Annotated in this window: 19 protein-coding genes; 6 read left to right on the forward strand and 13 right to left on the reverse strand. The window is 71.0% G+C overall.

Annotated features, from left to right (window positions below):
* Positions 1 to 5: 5 nt before the first annotated feature.
* Both ACZ48Z_RS33970 and ACZ48Z_RS33975 read right to left on the reverse strand, forming a co-directional pair.
* Positions 6 to 398, reverse strand: coding sequence for a VOC family protein (locus ACZ48Z_RS33970; protein ID WP_468739736.1), 393 nt, complete (start codon positions 396 to 398; stop codon positions 6 to 8).
* Positions 399 to 413: 15 nt separating this feature from the next.
* Positions 414 to 773: a VOC family protein gene (locus ACZ48Z_RS33975; protein WP_468739737.1), complete on the reverse strand. Its 360-nt coding sequence runs from the start codon at positions 771 to 773 to the stop codon at positions 414 to 416.
* A 125-nt stretch (positions 774 to 898) separates the two neighbouring features.
* Here ACZ48Z_RS33975 and ACZ48Z_RS33980 point away from each other — a divergent pair, with 125 nt between their 5' ends.
* Positions 899 to 1402 (forward strand): CGNR zinc finger domain-containing protein, encoded by a 504-nt coding sequence (locus ACZ48Z_RS33980; RefSeq protein WP_468739738.1) that lies wholly within the window; start codon positions 899 to 901, stop codon positions 1400 to 1402.
* A 32-nt stretch (positions 1403 to 1434) separates the two neighbouring features.
* Here the strand turns inward: ACZ48Z_RS33980 and ACZ48Z_RS33985 are convergent, their stop codons facing one another.
* The 7 genes from ACZ48Z_RS33985 to ACZ48Z_RS34015 form a co-directional block, all read right to left on the reverse strand.
* On the reverse strand, positions 1435 to 2121 hold the full coding sequence (locus ACZ48Z_RS33985; protein WP_468739739.1) for a cupredoxin domain-containing protein: 687 nt from the start codon (positions 2119 to 2121) through the stop codon (positions 1435 to 1437).
* Entirely contained in the window at positions 2118 to 2576 is a 459-nt protein-coding gene (locus ACZ48Z_RS33990; protein ID WP_468739740.1) for a hypothetical protein, read from the reverse strand. Before ACZ48Z_RS33990 ends, ACZ48Z_RS33985 begins: the two co-directional genes overlap by 4 nt.
* Positions 2577 to 2685: 109 nt before the next feature.
* Positions 2686 to 3702 (reverse strand): cupredoxin domain-containing protein, encoded by a 1017-nt coding sequence (locus ACZ48Z_RS33995; RefSeq protein ID WP_468739741.1) that lies wholly within the window; start codon positions 3700 to 3702, stop codon positions 2686 to 2688.
* 49 nt (positions 3703 to 3751) lie between these two features.
* Positions 3752 to 5062 carry a copper resistance CopC/CopD family protein gene (locus tag ACZ48Z_RS34000; protein WP_468739742.1) on the reverse strand — a complete coding sequence of 437 codons (1311 nt, stop codon included), beginning with the start codon at positions 5060 to 5062 and terminating at the stop codon, positions 3752 to 3754.
* The gene (locus ACZ48Z_RS34005) at positions 5059 to 5709 is read right to left on the reverse strand and encodes a hypothetical protein (protein ID WP_468739743.1); all 651 of its coding nucleotides are present in this window, start codon (positions 5707 to 5709) and stop codon (positions 5059 to 5061) included. Before ACZ48Z_RS34005 ends, ACZ48Z_RS34000 begins: the two co-directional genes overlap by 4 nt.
* Positions 5710 to 5949: 240 nt before the next feature.
* The gene (locus ACZ48Z_RS34010) at positions 5950 to 6273 is read right to left on the reverse strand and encodes a TopoII/MutL transducer domain-containing protein (protein ID WP_468739744.1); all 324 of its coding nucleotides are present in this window, start codon (positions 6271 to 6273) and stop codon (positions 5950 to 5952) included.
* A gap of 81 nt (positions 6274 to 6354) precedes the next feature.
* Positions 6355 to 7698: a UDP-glucose dehydrogenase family protein gene (locus ACZ48Z_RS34015; protein ID WP_468739745.1), complete on the reverse strand. Its 1344-nt coding sequence runs from the start codon at positions 7696 to 7698 to the stop codon at positions 6355 to 6357.
* 187 nt (positions 7699 to 7885) lie between these two features.
* Here ACZ48Z_RS34015 and ACZ48Z_RS34020 point away from each other — a divergent pair, with 187 nt between their 5' ends.
* From ACZ48Z_RS34020 to ACZ48Z_RS34030, 3 genes are all read left to right on the forward strand, one after another.
* Positions 7886 to 9043 (forward strand): acyl-CoA dehydrogenase family protein, encoded by a 1158-nt coding sequence (locus tag ACZ48Z_RS34020; RefSeq protein ID WP_468739746.1) that lies wholly within the window; start codon positions 7886 to 7888, stop codon positions 9041 to 9043.
* Positions 9044 to 9221: 178 nt separating this feature from the next.
* Positions 9222 to 9584: a four-helix bundle copper-binding protein gene (locus ACZ48Z_RS34025; RefSeq protein ID WP_468739747.1), complete on the forward strand. Its 363-nt coding sequence runs from the start codon at positions 9222 to 9224 to the stop codon at positions 9582 to 9584.
* A 221-nt stretch (positions 9585 to 9805) separates the two neighbouring features.
* Positions 9806 to 10579, forward strand: coding sequence for a class I SAM-dependent methyltransferase (locus ACZ48Z_RS34030; RefSeq protein ID WP_468739785.1), 774 nt, complete (start codon positions 9806 to 9808; stop codon positions 10577 to 10579).
* Positions 10580 to 10594: 15 nt separating this feature from the next.
* Here ACZ48Z_RS34030 and ACZ48Z_RS34035 read toward each other — a convergent pair whose 3' ends face one another.
* Positions 10595 to 11908: an LCP family protein gene (locus tag ACZ48Z_RS34035; protein WP_468739748.1), complete on the reverse strand. Its 1314-nt coding sequence runs from the start codon at positions 11906 to 11908 to the stop codon at positions 10595 to 10597.
* Positions 11909 to 12027: 119 nt separating this feature from the next.
* Between ACZ48Z_RS34035 and ACZ48Z_RS34040 the strand changes: the two genes are divergently transcribed.
* Entirely contained in the window at positions 12028 to 12588 is a 561-nt protein-coding gene (locus ACZ48Z_RS34040) for an acyl-CoA thioesterase (RefSeq protein WP_468739749.1), read from the forward strand.
* 100 nt (positions 12589 to 12688) lie between these two features.
* Here the strand turns inward: ACZ48Z_RS34040 and ACZ48Z_RS34045 are convergent, their stop codons facing one another.
* Complete coding sequence (locus ACZ48Z_RS34045; protein WP_468739750.1) at positions 12689 to 14149, reverse strand: LCP family protein; 1461 nt, start codon at positions 14147 to 14149, stop codon at positions 12689 to 12691.
* A gap of 130 nt (positions 14150 to 14279) precedes the next feature.
* On the opposite strand from ACZ48Z_RS34045, the gene ACZ48Z_RS34050 reads away from it, so the two are divergent.
* Positions 14280 to 15308, forward strand: a complete 1029-nt coding sequence (locus ACZ48Z_RS34050; protein WP_468739751.1) for a glycosyltransferase family 2 protein — start codon at positions 14280 to 14282, stop codon at positions 15306 to 15308.
* Positions 15309 to 15363: 55 nt separating this feature from the next.
* On the opposite strand, the gene ACZ48Z_RS34055 is transcribed toward ACZ48Z_RS34050, so the two are convergent.
* Both ACZ48Z_RS34055 and ACZ48Z_RS34060 read right to left on the reverse strand, forming a co-directional pair.
* Entirely contained in the window at positions 15364 to 16908 is a 1545-nt protein-coding gene (locus ACZ48Z_RS34055; protein WP_468739786.1) for an LCP family protein, read from the reverse strand.
* Positions 16909 to 17092: 184 nt separating this feature from the next.
* Positions 17093 to 18826, reverse strand: a complete 1734-nt coding sequence (locus ACZ48Z_RS34060; RefSeq protein ID WP_468739752.1) for an LCP family protein — start codon at positions 18824 to 18826, stop codon at positions 17093 to 17095.
* Positions 18827 to 18871 lie beyond the last annotated feature (45 nt).

Here is an 18871-nt window from a genome sequence, read left to right on the forward strand (position 1 = left end):
CGACCTCAGAGGGGCTGCGGCGGGTCGATCCGGCACAGGCAGAACGGGTGGCCCGCCGGGTCCGCGTACACCCGGAAGTCCTCCTTGTCCTCCGCGTGCAGCAGCCGGGCCCCCAGCTCCAGCACCTTGGCCTGCGCCGCGTCGATCTCCTCCCAGGTGCTCCCGCCGTCGAAGTCCAGATGGAACTGCTGGGAGTTGCGGTCGGCGCGAGGCCACTCCGGCGGGGTGAGCCCCGGTGCGCTCTGGAAGGCCAGCCGGGGTCCGCCGGGAACGTGCAGGACGACCCAGTCGGGGTCGTCGTCCTGCGGGGCACCGCCCACGATCCCGGCGTAGAAGCGGGCGAGTGCGCGGGGATCGGGGCAGTCGATCACCACGGAACGAAAAGACGCGACAGGCACGAGAGATCCTCCTGGTCAGCAGGCACAGAGGCAGAACGGGTGCCCCGCGGGGTCGGCGTACACACGCCAGCCGCGTGAGCGGTCGTCGGCGTCGAGGGTCTTGGCGCCCAGGTCGAGGACGCTCGCCTCGGCCGCGTCCAGGTCCTGGACGGTCAGGTCGAGGTGGAACTGCTGCGAGGCGTCGGGGGCGGGCCACTTCGGCGGTACGAAACCGGGGGCGGCCTGGAAGGCCAGTGAGGGTCCGCCGGGGGTCTTGAGGTCGACCCAGTCACCCTCGCCCTCGGGGGTGCCGCCGAGGATGCCTGCGTAGAAACCGGCGAGGGCGCGGGGGTCGGGACAGTCCAGGACGACGGCGCCGAGTTCGGCGATGGCCATGGCTTCCTCCTTGAAGCACGGTTACCTGTAGAGCGCGGCAACCAGTAACGGTTACCGCATGCTCCCGCATCGGGGGTAACGTCGCAAGGGAATTCACCGAGCGTCCGGACAGGTGGCGTGCAGCCATGAGTGAGCGATCGCCCGCGCCAGGGGGCCTGGGACTGGTCCAGTCCCTGGTCAACACGCTGGACCTGGAGTCCGGTGCCGACTCGCTGGACACGGCGGAGGGCCGGGCGCGGTTCGGGCTCACAGGGAGCGGGACGGCGGGGGCCCGTGAGCTGCGCGAGTCGCTGCGGGTCGCGCTGCTGGCCCACGCGGGGCACCCGCCGCACCGCGCCGTGACGCCGCTGGGGGACCTGCTGGCGTCGGCGCCGCTGCTCCTGACGGTCACCGAGTCGGACGGCTCGGCCGCGCTCGCCCCCGCCGACGCCGGGCCCCTGGTGTCCCGGGTCGCCGCCGCCGTCGCCGAGTCCCTGGTCGCGGGTACCTGGATCCGGCTGAAGGCATGCGAGGCCGTCGATTGTCACTGGGCGTACTACGACCGCAGTCCGGCGGGGCGGGGACGGTGGTGCTCGATGCAGGTGTGCGGGGCCCGGGCGAAGATGCGGCGGTACCGGGCCAAGGACTGACGCGGCCCCGCGCCCCTGCTCGGTTCAGGGTGTCAGAGGTCCTCCGTCCGTGCCCGGGACGTGCGTGAACCCACCAGCAGGAGACACAGGACCGCCACCCCGGCCACCAGGCCGGCCAGGACCAGCAGGGGATCCAGCGGGCGGGCCGTCGCGGCGGCCGTCTGCGTCGCGGGCAGTTGCGCCGGCTGCGGTACGGCCGCCTCGGACGCCGCGGGTGACGGGGACGAGGACGGCATCGGCATCGTCATAGCCGGTGCCGAGCTGGGGGCACGGGACGGCGTCCGCGTCGGCGTCGCCGCCTCCTGGTGGGCGGAGGAGCCGGAGTGCACATGCCGGGTCGGTGCCGCGGAGGTCCTCGCGGGAGCCGGAACCGGAGCGGGGGCCGCCGCCCGGACCGTGATCCCCGCCGTCATGTCCGGATGGACCGTGCAGACATAGCCGTAGGAACCGGCCGTGGTGAACGTGAAGCTCCAGCTCTGGCCCTTGTCCAGCATCGGTGAGTGGATGGAGAGCGGGCCGGAGGTGGTCTTCACGTCGTGCGGGGCCGTGTCGTAGTTGGTCCACGTCACCGTGGAGCCGGCCGGGACGGAGAGCGTGGCCGGTGCGAAGGCGTACCCCTTCATGGCCACGGCGTAGCCCGCGGCGGACGCCCGCCCCGACGGCAGCAGCCACACGGCGAGGAGGGCGAGGGCCGCCGCGGCCCGCAGCAGCCCCCTCACGCGAACTCCCCCGCGACCAGCAGCCGCAGCCGCGTGGCCGGCAGTCGCCACGGCAGCCGGAACCCGGTGGCCCGGCGCAGCAGCCGGTACGGCAGCCGGGCCGTACCCACGACGAGCAGCCGGTCCGCTGCCCGCTCGACCACGCGCAGCCGCAGCAGGACGGGAAAGGCGAGGTCGTGGAGGACGAGGTCGGCGGTGAGCTGGAGACGGTCGCCGGGCAGGTCCTCGACCTGCTCGGAGGTGAGGACGGCCCGCAGCTCACGGTGGTCGAACTCGAAGCGGAACGCCGACCGTGCGGCGTCCTCGGACATCTCCAGGGCGGCCCCGGCGAGCGGCACCCGCCGCCGCCGTACCGGCAACGGCCCGTACCAGGCGGTGAGTTCGGCGAGCGAGCGGCCGGGGGTCACGGTGAGACGGCGGGGCGGAGGAACGGTGGGCAGGGTGACGGTTGTCATCCCGAACTCCTTGGAAAGCGGTTCCCGAAATGTGGCGGGGGTGTGGAGAATGACCGTGGACGCCGTTCCGGCCGGCTGAGCCCCGGCCGGAACGGCGTCCACCCATGTGTCAGCAGCTGGTGGTGAGGAAGTCCGTGGTCGGCGTGAGCAGGTGCTCCGCCCAGACGGTGTGCATCTTCACGTAGGCGTCGGGGTTCAGCAGATCGGTGACCTGCTGTCCGAGCGACTCCTCCAGGTGCGCCGAGTTGATGTGGGCCAGCAGCACGCTGAGCGTGCTGTCGAGCACCGTGCCCCCGTCGTTGACGGCCGGCTTGAGGATGCTCTCGATCCACACCGTGTGCATCTTGATGTACGAGTCCAGCGACAGGGCGTCCTGCACCTGCTGGCCGGGCGACTCCTCCAGGTGCGCCGCGTAGAGGTGCTGCAGGATCGGCAGGAGCTCGTTGCGGATGCTCGTGCACTGCTCGCCGGAACCGGAGCCGTCACCGCTGGTGGGCGTGGCCGTCGGAGTCGCCGTCGGCATCGGCATGCCGGTCGGTGTCGACGTGGGCGTGGTCGTCGGCGTGGCCGTGGGGCCCGCCGTCGGGGTCGCCGTGGGTGCGGTCGGGGTCGGCGTCGGCGCGGGCGTCGAACCGCCACCGCCGGACGCCGCCACGACCTTCACGGACGACACCATGTCCGGGTGCACCGCGCAGTAGTACTCGTACGTCCCCGCCTTGGTGAAGGTGTACGACCACGAGTCGCCCTTCTGCAGGGTCCCCGAGTCGAAGGCCACCGGGGCCTTGGTCGTGGTCACCGTGTGCGGCGCGCTGTCGTGGTTGGTCCACCGCACGGTCTGGCCGACCTCGACGACGAGCTGCTTGCCGTCGCCGAACTTGTAGCCCGTGATGTCGACCTGGTAGTCGGCCGCGGCCGCGGCCTTCATGTCGGCTGCTGCGGCAGCGGGCGCCTGAGCCGCGCCCGCTGCCTGCTGCGAGGCCGTCGTGGAGCCCGTGGCCGCGCTCAGCAGTCCGAGACTGAGCACCGCCGCGAGCGCCGCGCCGAGCCCCGCGACCAGCAGGGACCGGTTTGCGGTCCGCCCGGTGCCCGGCCCCCGCCGATCACTGGTGTCGTCGCTTCTTTTCACTTCAACTCCTATTGTTTCCCAGGGAGTTGTTTCCCATGGACCATGGAGGTCAGCGGCCGGGATCGGCCGTGACCAGCAGACTCGTCACGGCGAGCACGACGAGGACCAGCCCCGTCTCGGCCGCGACCGAGTAACCGAAGGGCCGCACGGTGGCGGCGTCGCCGCGCAGCAGCACGGCGAGGTCGAGACGGGTGCGCACCCACTGGCGGCTCGCGAAGGCGGCCACCAGGACACCCCCGAGGACGGCCGTCTTGACCAGCAGCAGATGCCCGTACGACGTGTGCAGCAGGGCGCCGTACGACCCCACCACCTGCCACGCGAGCACCAGCCCGGCGCCGACGATGCCGGTGACGCTCACCGCCGCGAGCCGCGAGTAACCCGGCACGATCTCGGCCAGCTCCCCGGCCCGCCGGCGTGGCAGCACCGCCAGCGCGAGCATCGCCAGCCCGCCGATCCAGAGCGAGGCCCCGAGCAGGTGGACGAAGTCGGCGACCGCACCCCAAGTGGGCTCACTGCCCTCGGAGTTGTGGCCCGTCATGCCGGTGGTGCGCAGCAGCCCGAACGTCACCGCGAGCGCGCCCACCCGCCAGCCCGGCGAACGAGCGGCACCCTGGAGCAGTGCGGCGAGCACCACGGCCGCCAGCACCCACATCAGCCCGCGCGCGGCGAGCACGATGCCGGGTCCGGTGGCCAGGACGTCGGCGTACGTGGCCGGCCGCAGCGCGTCCCGCAGGTCGCCGAGGGAGACGTACGCCCCCTGCAGTCCCACGGCCGCCACGGTCGCCAGCAGCCCGCCCGTCCAGGCGAAACCCAGCAGTGCCCGGGCCCGCGGCTCGTACGCCCCGGACGGCCACAGCAGCGCCACGAACGCGAGCCCGCCGACGAACAGGGCCAGCGCGAGGTATCCGGCCCAGCGCACGGCGACGAGACCCTTGCGCACCGAGGGGGACGGCGCGGGAGCGGCGGCCGTGACCTCGGCGCCGCCGGTCCCGGTGGCGGCCGCTCCCGCGGCGAAGGCGATCCGTCCGGAGGAGGCGTGTCCGTCCTCCGCGTCCACGACCGACCAGACGACGGCGAACCGCCCGTCCGCGGGACTGCCGAGCGCGACCCGCACGACGTTGTCCTTCGCCGTGCGGGAGACCGGCAGCCGGTCCCCGTCCGGTGTCAGGACCCGCACGTCGGCCAGGTCGACGGCCTCGTCGAAGGTGAGGGTGAGGTGGCCGGGGGCCTTCGCCGGGGTGGCACCGTCCTTGGGGGAGGAACTCACCAACTCGGTGTGCGCCAAGGCGGGTTGGGCCGCGCCCAGCAGGACGCAGAGGAGGGCGGCGAACAGCAGCAGGGCCCGGTGCACGGTCCTCATGGCGTGGCCTCCGGCTGCGGGGATGCGGAGGCGGAGGCGGACAGGATTCCGCCGAGCAGGCCGGCGGCGGGCGCGAGGCCGACGCAGGGGGACGGCGCGGGCGTCGCCGTGGGGGAGGCGCTCGCACCGCCCAGCAGGCCGAGGACGGGTTCGGTGAGCCCGACGAGCAACGGCTGCACGAGGGTGACCTCGCCGTCCTGACAGGTGCCCGAGGGGGAGGGCGTAGGGGTGGGCGAGGGCGTGGCCGTGGGGGAGTCGGAGCCCGGGGCCGGCGGGGTCGGGGACCCGGTGTGGCCACCGCCGTGCCCTCCCGCGTGGCCTCCGCTCCCGCCGACGGGGACGGTACCGGTCACGATGCCCCCACCGCCGTACCCGAGGTCCGCGCCCGCGCCGCCTCCACCGTAACCGTATGAGGGCAACTCCCCTGAACCCACCGGGACTTGTGCCGCCCCCGGGGCGGTCGTCATCGGCGCCGTCACCGTCGGCGACGCGGCCGGGGGAACCGCGGCCTCGGCCGCTCCGGCACCGGCGGGGGCGCCGATGCCCGACGCGTACCCCAGCACGATCACCACGGCTCCGACGAGCGCTCCGGCGACCAGCTCGTCGCGATGGTCGCGCGGCCACTCCCCCTTGCGGAACAAGGGCATGACTCAACTCCTGACATGCTCAAGTCAATCCGTCCGAAGAACTCGGCGATGACGAACAGTGGAGTGGAGGGCGGATTCCGCTTGACTACGCATCGGTTAACCGATCGTTGCCTACCTCTCCTTTGCAGGGGGATGGCCTGTGAGAACGGTCAATTCGCCACCGTACTCGAATGCAAATCGAACTCCTGTTGATGATTCCGGGTACGACTGCATATGCCGCCCCGACGCCCGGCGAACGCCTCAGAGCAGACGGGTGACGAGGGCGTCGCCCTGTTCCGGCCGTTCCCGGAACCACGCGCCGAGGTGTTCCCGTACGGCTTTCGCCACGCACACGTGCGCCACCCCGTTGGCCAGTCCGCCGCGCGTCGCGCCGCAGAACTCGGGCCGGTCCAGCTTTACCGACACGACCGCCGTCAGTCCCGGACCGATCCGGTCGGCGCTCGGAACGGGGGCTGTATCCGTCAGCAGACGCCGCGCGAAGGATCTAAGTGCCCGCGTGATCGCCCAGCGGAGGTGGCCCTGCGGTGGCGTGACTCCCGGGAAGAGCGGGTCCTGTGCCCGCACCCATACCCGTGGCCCGGACCCGCATGTGGACCTGCGCGCCCCGGACTTCCGAGTCCTGGGCCCTGAAGCTGTCGCCGCCGTTCAGGCGGTCGGCCGTCCCATCGCCCGGTACGTCCATCCGGCCTTGCGCCACAGCACCGGGTCCAGGGCGTTGCGGCCGTCCAGGATCACCTTCGCCGCCGTGACCTCGCCGAGGGCCGCCGGGTCCAGCTCGCGGAACTCCCGCCACTCCGTGAGGTGCAGTACGACGTCGGAGCCGCGTACCGCGTCCACGGCCGTGTCGGCATAGCCGAGGGTCGGGAAGACGCGGCGGGCGTTGGCCATGCCCTTCGGGTCGTAGACCGTGACCTGGCCGCCCTGGAGGTGGATCTGCCCGGCGACGTTCAGCGCGGGGGAGTCCCGGACGTCGTCCGAGTCGGGCTTGAAGCTGGCGCCGAGCACCGCGACCCGCTTGCCGAGGAACGGCCCGCCGCCCAGTATCTGCCGGGCCAGCTCCACCATCTGGCCGCGCTGGCGCATGTTGATCGAGTCGATCTCGCGCAGGAAGGTCAGCGCCTGGTCGGCGCCGAGCTCACCCGCACGGGCCATGAAGGCCCGGATGTCCTTCGGCAGACAGCCGCCACCGAAGCCGATCCCGGCCCGCAGGAACTTCTTCCCGATCCGGTCGTCGTGCCCGATGGCCTCGGCGAGCTTGGCGACATCGCCGCCGGAGGCCTCGCACATCTCCGCCATCGCGTTGATGAAGGAGATCTTCGTGGCCAGGAAGGAGTTCGCGGACGTCTTCACCAGCTCCGCGGTCGGGAAGTCGGTCACCACGAAGGGCGTGCCCTCGGCCAGCGGCGTGGCGTACACCTGGCGCAGCAGCTTCTCCGCGCGCTCACTGCGCACGCCGACCACGATCCGGTCCGGGTGCAGGGTGTCGTCCACGGCGAAGCCCTCGCGCAGGAACTCCGGGTTCCACGCCAGCTCGGCGTCCGCGCCCGCGGGGGAGTGGTCGGCGAGGTAGCGGGCCAGCCGGTCGGCGGAGCCCACGGGCACCGTCGACTTGCCGACGACGAGGGCCGGACCGCTCAGGTGCGGGGCCAGCGAGGCGATCGCGGAGTCCACGTACGACATGTCGCAGGCGTACTCGCCGTGCCGCTGCGGAGTGTTCACACAGACGAAGTGGACGTCACCGAAGGCGCCCGCCTCGGCGAAGTCCATGGTGAAGCGCAGCCGGCCGGTGGACCCTTCGATCCCCGCCACGTGCTTGCGGAGCAGATCCTCCAGACCGGGCTCGTACATCGGGACCTCGCCCCGCTGCAGCATCTCGATCTTCTCGGGAACGACGTCGAGCCCCAGCACCTCGAAACCGAGCTCGGCCATGGCCGCGGCATGTGTCGCGCCGAGGTAGCCGGTGCCGATCACGGTGATCTTGAGGCTCATGATGCTCCAGACGAGTCTGCAGAGGGTCTGCGGTCATGCGGTGCCCGAGCATAGTCGGGCCGTGCGACGGGCAGTTTTCCCCCTGTCGCCAAGCTCACGTATCCGTCCCGCGAGCGGGCCCCTAAAATTTGAGTTACTTAACGGTAATTAGCACAGGCATCGCAGCGTCTTGGAGCGTGAGAGAACCTTGGCCGGATCGGCTGACTTCGACCTGTACCGCCCGTCCGAGGAGCACGACATGCTCCGGGACGCCATCCGCTCGCTGGCGGAGGCGAAGATCGCGCCGTACGCCGCCGCGGTCGACGAGGAGGCCCGCTTCCCCCAGGAGGCACTGGAGGCCCTGGTCGCGAACGACCTGCACGCCGTGCACGTCCCCGAGGAGTACGGCGGCGCGGGCGCCGACGCGCTCGCCACGGTGATCGTGATCGAGGAGGTCGCGCGCGTCTGCGTGTCCTCGTCCCTGATCCCCGCGGTGAACAAGCTGGGCTCGCTCCCGGTGATCCTCTCGGGTTCCGAGGACCTGAAGAAGAAGTACCTCGGCCCCCTCGCCAAGGGCGACGGGATGTTCTCGTACGCCCTCTCCGAGCCGGACGCCGGCTCCGACGCGGCCGGCATGAAGACCAAGGCGGTCCGCGACGGCGACCACTGGATCCTCAACGGCGTGAAGCGCTGGATCACCAACGCCGGCGTCTCCGAGTACTACACGGTGATGGCGGTCACCGACCCATCGAAGCGCTCCAAGGGGATCTCCGCGTTCGTCGTCGAGAAGTCCGACGAGGGCGTCTCCTTCGGCGCCCCCGAGAAGAAGCTCGGCATCAAGGGCTCCCCGACCCGCGAGGTCTACCTCGACAACGTCCGCATCCCCGCCGACCGCATGATCGGCGCCGAGGGCACCGGCTTCGCCACGGCGATGAAGACCCTGGACCACACCCGCATCACCATCGCCGCCCAGGCGCTCGGCGTCGCGCAGGGCGCCCTCGACTACGCCAAGGGCTACGTCCAGGAGCGCAAGCAGTTCGGCAAGGCGATCGCCGAGTTCCAGGGCATCCAGTTCATGCTCGCGGACATGGCCATGAAGATCGCCGCCGCCCGCGCCCTGACCTACCAGGCGGCGGCCGCCTCCGAGCGCGGCGACAAGGACCTCACCTTCCAGGGCGCCGCCGCCAAGTGCTTCGCCTCGGACGTGGCGATGGAGGTCACCACGGACGCCGTCCAGCTCCTGGGCGGATACGGCTACACGCGGGACTACCCGGTGGAGCGGATGATGCGCGACGCGAAGATCACCCAGATATATGAGGGTACGAACCAGGTCCAGCGGATCGTGATGGCACGGAACCTGCCGTAGCCGGTCCGACCGGCGACGACTGAGCCCCCGGAGGCGTTCCGGGGGCTTTTGTCGTGGGCGAGGCGGGTGTTTCGGGGTGGATTGGTGGCGTCCGTCCGATGGCGCCCGGTCCGGGACAGGCGTAGGACGGTAGGGCACGGGGCCCGTCCCGGGTTCCCGCATCCCCTCAGGAGGAGCCATGACCCAGGCCGAGAGCATGTCCGTGATGAGCAAGGAGATGCAGGACTGCGTGGCGGCGTGCATGGAGTGCCACAGCGTGTGCGAGGAGACCATGAGCTCCTGCATGCAGGCGGGCGGCCAGGCGCAGATGCAGGTCATGCGGGCGCTCATGGACTGCGCCGACATGACCCGCATGTGCGCGGACATGATGATGCGCCGCTCGCCCATGTCGGCGGAGATGTGCGCGATGTGCGCCAAGGCGTGCGAGATGTGCGCCGAGGCGTGTATGTCCATGCCGGACGATCCCCAGATGATGCGGTGCGCGGAGGCGTGTCGTCGCTGTGCGCAGACCTGTCGCGCGATGTCGGGCATGGCGATGTGACGTCGGTGTCCCGGTGACCGGATCGAGGGCACCCGGGAGGTGCCCTCGATCGCCGGTGCGGCAGGGTGAGGTGCGTGACCACCTCCGAGAACACGACGCCCGAGAACACGACGCCGCCGTACAGGGACGCGCACGGGCAGCCCGCCGACCGGCTCTTCCGGCCGCCGCCGCTGCCCCCGGAGGCGGACGCCACCGAGGCCTTCGACGCCGCCGAGCGTGCCATGTGGCAGGGCCGCACCGAGGCCTACGCCGGGAGTTTCGCGCGGCTGTGCGCGCACCCCGTGGAGGCGCTGCTGGACGCGGCCGGGGTCCGGGCGGGGACGCGGGTCCTCGACGTCGGGACCGGGACCGGTACGGCGGCTGTGGCGGCGCGGGCGCGTGGGGCGCATGTGAGTGCCGTGGACGCCGATGCCGGGATGGTGGCGGCGGCGCGCTCCCGCGGGATCGACGCACGGACCGGTGTGCTGCCCGAACTCCCTTACCGGGACGGTGAGTTCGACGCCGTCGTCGGCAACTTCGTGCTCAACCACGTCGGCCGCCCCCGCCCCGCCCTCGCCGGACTCCTCCGTGTTCTGCGTCCCGGCGGCCGGCTCGCGCTCACGACGTGGAGTGAGCGCCGCGGTGCCGGACAGGACCTGCTCGGCCGGGCCTGCGCGGCGGGCGGGGCCGTACCCCCGGCGTACATTCCGCGGCTGGATCCGGCGGAGGACTGGACTCGTACGCCGGCGGGGTTTTCCCAACTCCTCGGGGATGCCGGGTTCTTGGGGGTGGAGGCGGCCGAACTCGCCTGGGACCACCGGGCCGGGGTCGAGGAGTGGTGGAGCGGCGCCGCGGGCGGGGTCGCCACCATCGGACTGGTCGTGACCTCGCAGGACGCGGAGACCGTCGTACGCATCCGTCGGGAGTACGAGCGTCTGTGTGCCGCATACGCGGATGCGGAAGGGCAGTTGGCCCTTCCGCATGTCGCGCTGCTCGCCTCGGGACGGCGGGCCTAGGCAGGGCCCGGGCCGTCAGTTCCCGGTGACCGTGACCTTCTCGTCGTTGTTCAGCTCCTGCACCAGCTGCTTCACCTTCGCCTTGTCCCAGACGAGGTTGCCGCCGGTGGACCCGGAGATCGGCATGTTCAGCGAGGTGCCGTCGCCGCCGTTGACGCCCTTCATCGCGAAGAACATGGAGCCCAGGTCGTACAGGCCCATGTCCTTGTCGACGATGAGCGAGTCCAGGCCCGCGCCGAGCGTCGGGTAGAGCTTGAAGGGGTTCAGGACCGTGCCGGGGGTGGCCACCTGGTGGGCGAGGGCCGCGAGGAACTTCTGCTGGTTCTTGGTGCGCTGCAGGTCGGACGCGGCGAACGCGTGCCGGGTGCGGACGAAGGCGAGCGCCTGGTCGCCGTTCAGGGTCTGCTTGCCCGCCTTGAAGTCGGCACCGGAGTACTTGTCCTTGAACCCCTTGTCGATGTTGATCTCGACCCCGCCGACCGCGTCCACGATGCTCGCGAAGCCGGCGAAGCCGATCTCGACGTAGTGGTCGATGCGCAGCCCGGTGTTGAACTCGACCGTGCGGACCAGCAGTTCGGGCCCGTCCTCGGCGTACGCGGCGTTCAGCTTCACGTGCCGGCCGGTGCCCTTGTAGGTCTTGCCGGACTCGGAGCCCACGAAGCTCGGGATCTCCACGTCCGAGTCACGCGGCAGCGAGATCAGCGTGTCGCCGTTGCTGCCGGTGTGCAGGATCATCATCGAGTCGGTGCGCTTGCCCTCGGCGGAGCCGGTGTGCAGCTGCTTCTTCTGCTCGGAGGACAGCCCGGCGCGGCTGTCGGAGCCGACGATCAGGTAGTTCGTGCCGTCGCCCTGCTCCGGCCGGTCGATGACCTTGGACAGGTCGACGTCGCGGTGGAGCTTGGAGTCGGCCCAGAAGTAGGTGCCGACGGTGGTCACGACCAGTCCGGTGATCACGACGATCGCGGTCCACTTGATGCGCTTGCGCCAGTTCGGCGCCGGGCGCGGGCCCCGGGCGCCGCCCGGATCCACGGGGCCGCCGTGGCCACCGCCGCCGGGGCTGCCGTAGACCTGGCCCGTGTTGTAGCCGTCGTACCGGTCGTAGTCGCCGCCGTGGCCCTGGCCGTCGACGTACGACGGCTGCTGGGGCACACCGCTGCCGTACGGCGGCGCGGACGGGCCTTGGGGGCCGTAGCCGCCCTGTCCGGGCGCCGCCCGACCGCGGCGGACCTGCCGCATGACGCGGGCGCTCTCGGGCTGCGGGCTCGCGCTGCCGCGTCCGTACCGGTCGGCGCGGTTGTCGCCGGACCATCCCTCGGGCCAATCGTTCATGAGGCCCAGTGTGCAGGTACCTGCTGGGCCCTATACAAGGGTCGTCGGAAAATCAGGGCATCCCTGTTGCCAAGCTGACACAAATTCCCGGATTGTCGTCACGGCATAGGGTGGAGGACATGACAGACCAGGCCACCACCGTCGCGGAACCGGGGACTCCGGAGATCCCGGGCAAGCCCACCTCGGCGTCCCGCACCACGCTCAGCCACATCATGACCCAGGCCGACACCAACCTGCTGGGCACCGTGCACGGGGGCGTGATCATGAAGCTGGTGGACGACGCGGCGGGCGCGGTGGCCGGCCGGCACAGCGGCGGGCCCGCGGTCACCGCCTCGATGGACGAGATGGCGTTCCTGGAGCCGGTCCGCGTGGGCGACCTCGTCCATGTGAAGGCCCAGGTCAACTGGACGGGCCGGACCTCGATGGAGGTCGGCGTGCGGGTTCTCGCCGAACGCTGGAACGAGTCCACCCCCGCCACCCAGGTCGGCTCCGCCTACCTCGTCTTCGCGGCCGTGGACGCCGACGGAACGCCCCGCCGGGTCCCGCCGGTGCTGCCGGAGACGGAACGGGACGAGCGCCGCTACCAGGAGGCCCAGATCCGCCGCACCCACCGCCTCGCGCGCCGCCGGGCGATCATGGAGCTGCGGGAGAAGCGGGCGGCGGAGGGACTCGACGACTGAGCGGGGGCGGGCAGCTCGGCGAGGCCCTGACGGTGTCGGAGCCGCGCACGGACTGCGGTCCGCCGGAGGCGGGTGAGTAACCGCCGCCCCCCGCTTCCGGCTACGCGCAGCCCACCTCGTCCCCCGTGACCACCCCGAACTCCCCCTGCTGCTCGTCCTCGGCCCGTACCTTGCGTACCTTCTCGAAGTCCGTGCCCGCGATCACCTTCAGTACGGGCCCCTGGCCCTTGACCGCCCGCAGTTCGCTCCCGGGCAGTGCCGCTCCCAGTGAGCGGGCCGAGCGGTCCCAGCGGGGGTCGTAGACGATGACCGTGCGCTTGACCGTGCGGTCGGCCGACGTCGTCGGGATGCCCGTCGTACGGAATCCCGTCGACGCCAGCGCCGCGTCGACCCGGCTTCCGAGGCCGCCCGTCGCCGTGCCGTTCTCGACCTGGACGCGGATCTGCTGCGGGGCCACGGGGACGAGCAGCGCCTTGCTCCTCGGCTGGTGCGCGGCGAGCGGCTTGTCCTCGCGCAGGGACTCGAAGAGGCGCCCGGACTTCACCGGGTCCCACTTGAGGGTGGAGCCGACGCCCTTCACGGCGTATCCCATCTGCCCGATGGGCACGGTCGTGAACTCCGACGACGAGGGCGAGAAGTTCCGCATCGCGCGGCCCAGGTCGAGCAGTTCGCCGGTGCCGAACTCCTTGTCGGCCCGTACGGAGCCGAGGACGGCCCGGGTCACGTCGCGGAACCTCATCGGGTTGAGGAGGATGCCGGAGGAGGTCGCGCGGTCGATCAGCGCCGCGAGGAATCTCTGCTGCCGTTTCATCCGGCCGAGGTCGGAGGATCCGTCGGCGTGCCGGGAGCGGACGTACTGCAGGGCCTGGCCGCCCATCAGCTGGTGGCGGCCGGCCGGCAGGTCGAGTCCGGTGTAGGTGTCCTTCAACGGGTCGGCGTTGCAGATCTCGACGCCGCCGAGCACGTCCACCGTCTTCATGAAGCTGGTGAAGTCGACCTCCAGGTAGTGGTCGACCTTCACATGGGTCATGTTCTCGACGGTGCGGACGGTCAGCTGGGGCCCGCCCTCCGCGTACGCCGCGTTGAGTTTGATGGGGTGTCCGTGGTGGCTTTCGCCCGTGGTCCGGTCGACGTGCTCGGGTGTCATCGCGTACGAGTCGCGCGGCAGGCTCACCACGCTCGCCCGCTCCCGGTCCTCCGAGATGTGCACGATCATGATCGTGTCGGTGCAGTGGCAGGGCGCGCCGCCCAGCCGGTACTTCTGGCGCTCGGCCTCGGTGATCTTGTCGCGGCCGTCGGTCCCGACCAGCAGGACGTTCATGCCGTGCCCGGCGCGCGGCCGGTTCTTCATGTCCTTGAAGGGGTCCACGCGCGCGATGTCCGCGTCGAGACTGGTGAGCACCGCGTGCCCGATCCCGGCGGAGGCGAGCACGACGACGGACAGTGTGGTCACCGCCCGCATGGCCCAGCGGGGCCGTTTCCGTCGTACGGGTGGCCGGGGGGGCCTGCGCTGTGGTGGGCGAGGGCGGGCGGCGGAGGGACGGGGCGGCGTGGCGGGCATGGGGGGACACCTCCGCGAGAACGGCCGAACGAGGGATCGTGAGCACCGTAGGCCCATACGATCTGCGACGACCTGCACCGCCCGGGCGGGGCGCGGCGGAGTCCCCCGTTCGCGGTAACGTGGGCCCTCTATGAACGCCAAGCCCGACGTGCAGCTCCCCGCCGTTTCTGTGATCATGCCCGTCCTCGACGAGGAACGGCATCTGCGCGGAGCCGTCCAAGCGATCCTCGCCCAGCAGTACGCCGGTGAGATGGAGGTCGTGATCGCCCTCGGTCCGTCCACGGACCGCACGGACGAGATCGCGGCCGAGCTCGTGCGCGATGACCCCCGCGTCCACACCGTCCCGAACCCCACGGGCCGTACGCCCGCCGCGCTCAACGCCGCGATCAAGGCCTCCCGCCATCCGATCGTCGTCCGCGTCGACGGGCACGGCATGCTCTCGCCGAACTACATCGCGACCGCCGTACGGCTCCTGGAGGAGACCGGCGCGCAGAACGTCGGCGGCATCATGCACGCCGAGGGCGAGAACGACTGGGAGCACGCGGTCGCCGCCGCGATGACCTCGAAGATCGGCGTCGGCAACGCGGCCTTCCACACGGGCGGTGAGGCGCAGGCCGCCGAGACCGTGTACCTCGGGGTGTTCCGGCGCGAGGCGCTGGAACAACAGGGCGGCTACAACGAGGAGTTCATCCGCGCCCAGGACTGGGAGCTCAACTTCCGGATCCGCGAGGCGGGCGGGCTCATCTGGTTCTCGCCCGAGCTGAGGGTGTCGTACCGCCCGCGGCCGAGCGTGAAGGCCCTCGCCAAGCAGTACAAGGACTACGGCCGCTGGCGGCACGTCGTCGCCCGCTACCACGAGGGCTCCATCAACCTGCGCTACCTCGCCCCGCCGGTCGCGGTGTGCGCGATCGCGGCCGGGATCGTGGTCGGTGCCGCGCTGACCCCGCTCGGTTTCGTGATCCCCGGCGGCTACCTCGCGGCGATCGTCCTCGGTTCGCTGCCCGCGGGCAGGGGGCTGCCGCTGAAGGCACGGCTCCAGATCCCTGTGGCCCTCGCCACCATGCACATGTGCTGGGGGTACGGCTTTCTGACCAGTCCCAGGTCCCTGGCGAGGAAGGTCATCGCGTCCCGCCGCCCGGCGGTGCTGAACAAGGTCTGACGGCGGTGCCGAACACGGTGTGACAGGGGCCCCTCCGCGGAGGGGCCCCTGTCCGTCACGACCAGGTGAACCCCGGGTTCACGTGCATGCAGGCCGATTCGTCCGCGCCGTTGAGGGCCTCGGCCGTCTTCGGCGTCGTGTCGTCCTCCTTGGCCGCCTTGGGTGCCTTGTACGTCGTCCCGGTCCGCCAGTCCGCTCCCACGACGAGCGTGACCCCCGAGACGTCGGTGGACTTCTTCACCGAACTCATGGGGATTCCCAGGGACTTGGCGACCGCCTGGGCGTCGCCCTCCAGTTCGGCGCTCGGATAGCGCACCAGCGTCGTCGCCTCGCTCAGGGAGCTGGACCGGTCGGCGGCCGCCTTGTCGTAGCCCTTGTCCGCGAGCAGCCCGGCCACGGTGCCCGCGCGTCCGCTCGCCGCGGCCAGGGTGTCGGTGCGGGTGCCGTTGCGCACCAGGACCCCGATCTCGTCCTTCGCCGCGGCCGGGTCGTCCGAGGCCGCCTCCGTCTTCTCGGCGGTCACCTTCTTCGCGTCCTTGCCGTCCAGCGCGATGTCCTCGCGCACCAGCCGGAAGAGCTGCTCGGCGTCCTCGGTGGGCTCCACGCGCGCACCGACGTAACGATTCGGCATGGTCGTCATGGTGATGCGCGCCGGCTCCACCTTCCGCAGCTCGTTGCTGAGGTCGTAGAGCTTCTTGACGGTGCCGAGCCCCGAGTCCACGGTGATCGCCCTCGTGGCCTGCTCGGCGAGCTTGCGCAGCTTGTTCGGGCTGCTCAGGGTGGCGTTCTCACGCAGCTGACGGACCATCGAGTTCATGTACATGTGCTGGGCCTTGGCACGGGCCAGGTCGCTGCCGTCCTCGAAGCCGTAGCGGGTGCGCAGCCACTGCAGGGCCTGCTTGCCCTTGACGGGGGTCGTGCCCTTCTTCAGCTTCAGACCGGAGCCGTGGCCCTGGCCGTCCCTCGAGAGGATGTTCGCGTCCACGCAGACCGGGACCCCGCCGATGGCGTCCGCCATGGAGACCACGCCCGAGAAGTCGACCATCATGAAGTGGTCGATGTGGATGCCGGTGAGCGCCTGCCAGGTGGCCACCGTGCAGCCGGGACCACCGTGGCCGAGGCTCTGGTTGGTCATCACCCGGCCGTCGCTCGCCGGGTACACCTTGCCGTCGTCCGGATCCGTGCACTTGGGGATCTTGAGGAGGGTGTCGCGCGGCATGCTCACGACCGAGAGGTTGCTGCGGTCGGCGGACAGGTGCAGCAGCATCTGCACGTCGGCGAGCGGCGTGGAGCCGAACGTCTCCTTGGCGCCGCCGAGCGCCTGGTTCTCCTTGCTGTCCCGCGCGTCGGACCCGATGACCAGGATGTTCAGCGGGGTCTGGCCCGCTGAGTTCGGCGTCGGCTCGGCGACCTTGTTGTCCCCGAGGTTCAGGTCGCTCTTGCGGATGTTGCCGTTCAGGTGCCGGTAGTAGAGGTAGCCGGTGCCGGCCACCCCGAGTATCAGCACCGCGAGCGTGGCCGCGGACCATCTGAGCATCCGGTGCTTGCGCGGTGCCCGCCTGCTGCCGGGCCCGCCGTCCCCCTCGACGGCCGGCCCGATTTCCTTGACCCTGTATTGCGTTGTCAACTTTCCCGTCCTCCCACCCACCCCACCGGACCCGCGGTCATGCCACGGGCCCGCCGCACGTCTTAGACATACGACGGGCCCGTGAGGTTGCCCTACAAACCTGTGCGAGACCTGGGGGGCCCGCACATGCTCCGTGACCGGCCCGCCTGAGGCTGCCTCAACTCGCGCACTGGACCTTGTCGGCGGTGGTCTTGCCTGCGACGTCCGCGGGGGCCGCCGTGGCGGAGCTGAGCTTCACGCCCGCGCCCTTGAAGTCCTTGCCGAGGGTCAGGGTCATGGTGGGCAGGCCCTGGGAGTTGGTGACGCTCTTGCCGGGCTTCAGGGCCGATCCGGACAGGCCCATGATGTCCGCGAGCCGGCGTGCCTGGTCGGCCTGGCCGGGGTCGTACTCAAGCGTGGTCTTCGCCAGTGACGCGTCGGCGTTGCCCGCGTTCTCCGACTTCAGCACGCCCTCCTCGTTCTGGAGGTACACCAGCTCGGCCTGCGCGGCGCCCCCCGCCGCACCGCCGTTGAAGATGCGCACCCGCACCTCGGACGCGGCGGACTTGGTGCCCTTGAGCCGGGCCGCGACCTCCGACTTCTCCTTCTTCTCCTGCGCCTTGACCTCGGTGAACGAGACGTCGTTCTTGATCGCGTCGAAGACCGGGGGAGCCTTCGACTTGTCGACGACCACCGTCACCGGGGTCTCCTCGGCGGGGTTGTCGACCACCGGGATCGTCATGAAGCTGATGTTCTTCGGCGGCACCTTCTTCAGCTCCAGGGCGATGTCCTTGAGCGTGCCGACCTTGCCGATCGCCTCGTCCACGGTGAGCGCGTTGGTCGCGGCCTCCGCCAGCTTCAGCAGCTTGGTGGGGCTGGTGAGGGTGTCGCCGGAGGTCATCTTGCGCATCAGCGAGCCCAGGAACTGCTGCTGCACCTTGATCCGGTCCAGGTCGCCGTGGTTGCCGAAGGCGTGCCGGGTGCGCACGAAGGCGAGGGCCTGCTCGCCCTCCACCTTCGACTCGCCCGCGGGCAGCACGAGTTTGGACTGCTTGTCGTTGACGGCCTTCTCCACACAGACGTCGACCCCGTCCACGGCCGTGGTCAGGGTCTTGACCGCGTTGAAGTCGGCCATCACGAAGTGCTGGGGCTTGATGCCGGTGGCCGCCTCGACCGTGCGCATCGTGCAGCCCGCGTCCCGGCCGCCCTGGCCCAGGCTGGTGTTGAAGCGGACGTCCTCGGTGCCCGCGACGACGTCCTTGGTGCCGTCCTCCTTGATGGTCTCGCAGTCCGGGACGTCCACGATCAGGTCGCGCGGGATGCTGAGCGCGGTCGCGTTCGTACGGTCCTTGGAGACGTGCAGCAGGATGTTGGTGTCCGCGTGCCCGACGCTGTTCTTGTCGCCGTAGCCCTCGTTGCCCTCACCGGTGCGCTTGTCGGTGCCGATGATGAGGATGTCGAAGGCCTCGTCCTTGCTGAAGCTGCTCGCGGCCGCGTCGCCCACGTCGGTCGTACCGACGTTGCCCTCAAGGTGCTTGAGGTAGAAGTAGCCCGTCGCGGCACCGGCGACCAGGACGAACGCCATCGTGCCGCCGGTCCACAGCAGGGCCTTCTTCGCCTTCGACGGCTGCTTGGCCGGCCGGCGCCCGCGCCGCCCCGGCAGCGGCTCCTCGGGCGCCCCCCGGCGCCTGCGCGGCGGCGGGACGCCGGGGCCGGGGGCCACGGGGGTCGTCGTACGGCCGCTCGGTGCGCCCGGCCTGTTCGGGACGGGCGCGGACCTGCGGGGACCGGGGACGCCTGACTGCGGTGCGGAAGGGGTCAGTCGCAGTTCGTATTCACCGGTGTTCGGATTGAGCACCCACTGGTCTGCGGGATCGACGTCGTCCGCCCGCCCACGGCCTTGTGTGTCCACGGTCCGAATCCTCCGTCAGGGCCACGTGGCGATCGATGGATCGCT

It is taken from the genome of Streptomyces sp. NPDC031225, assembly GCF_055570355.1.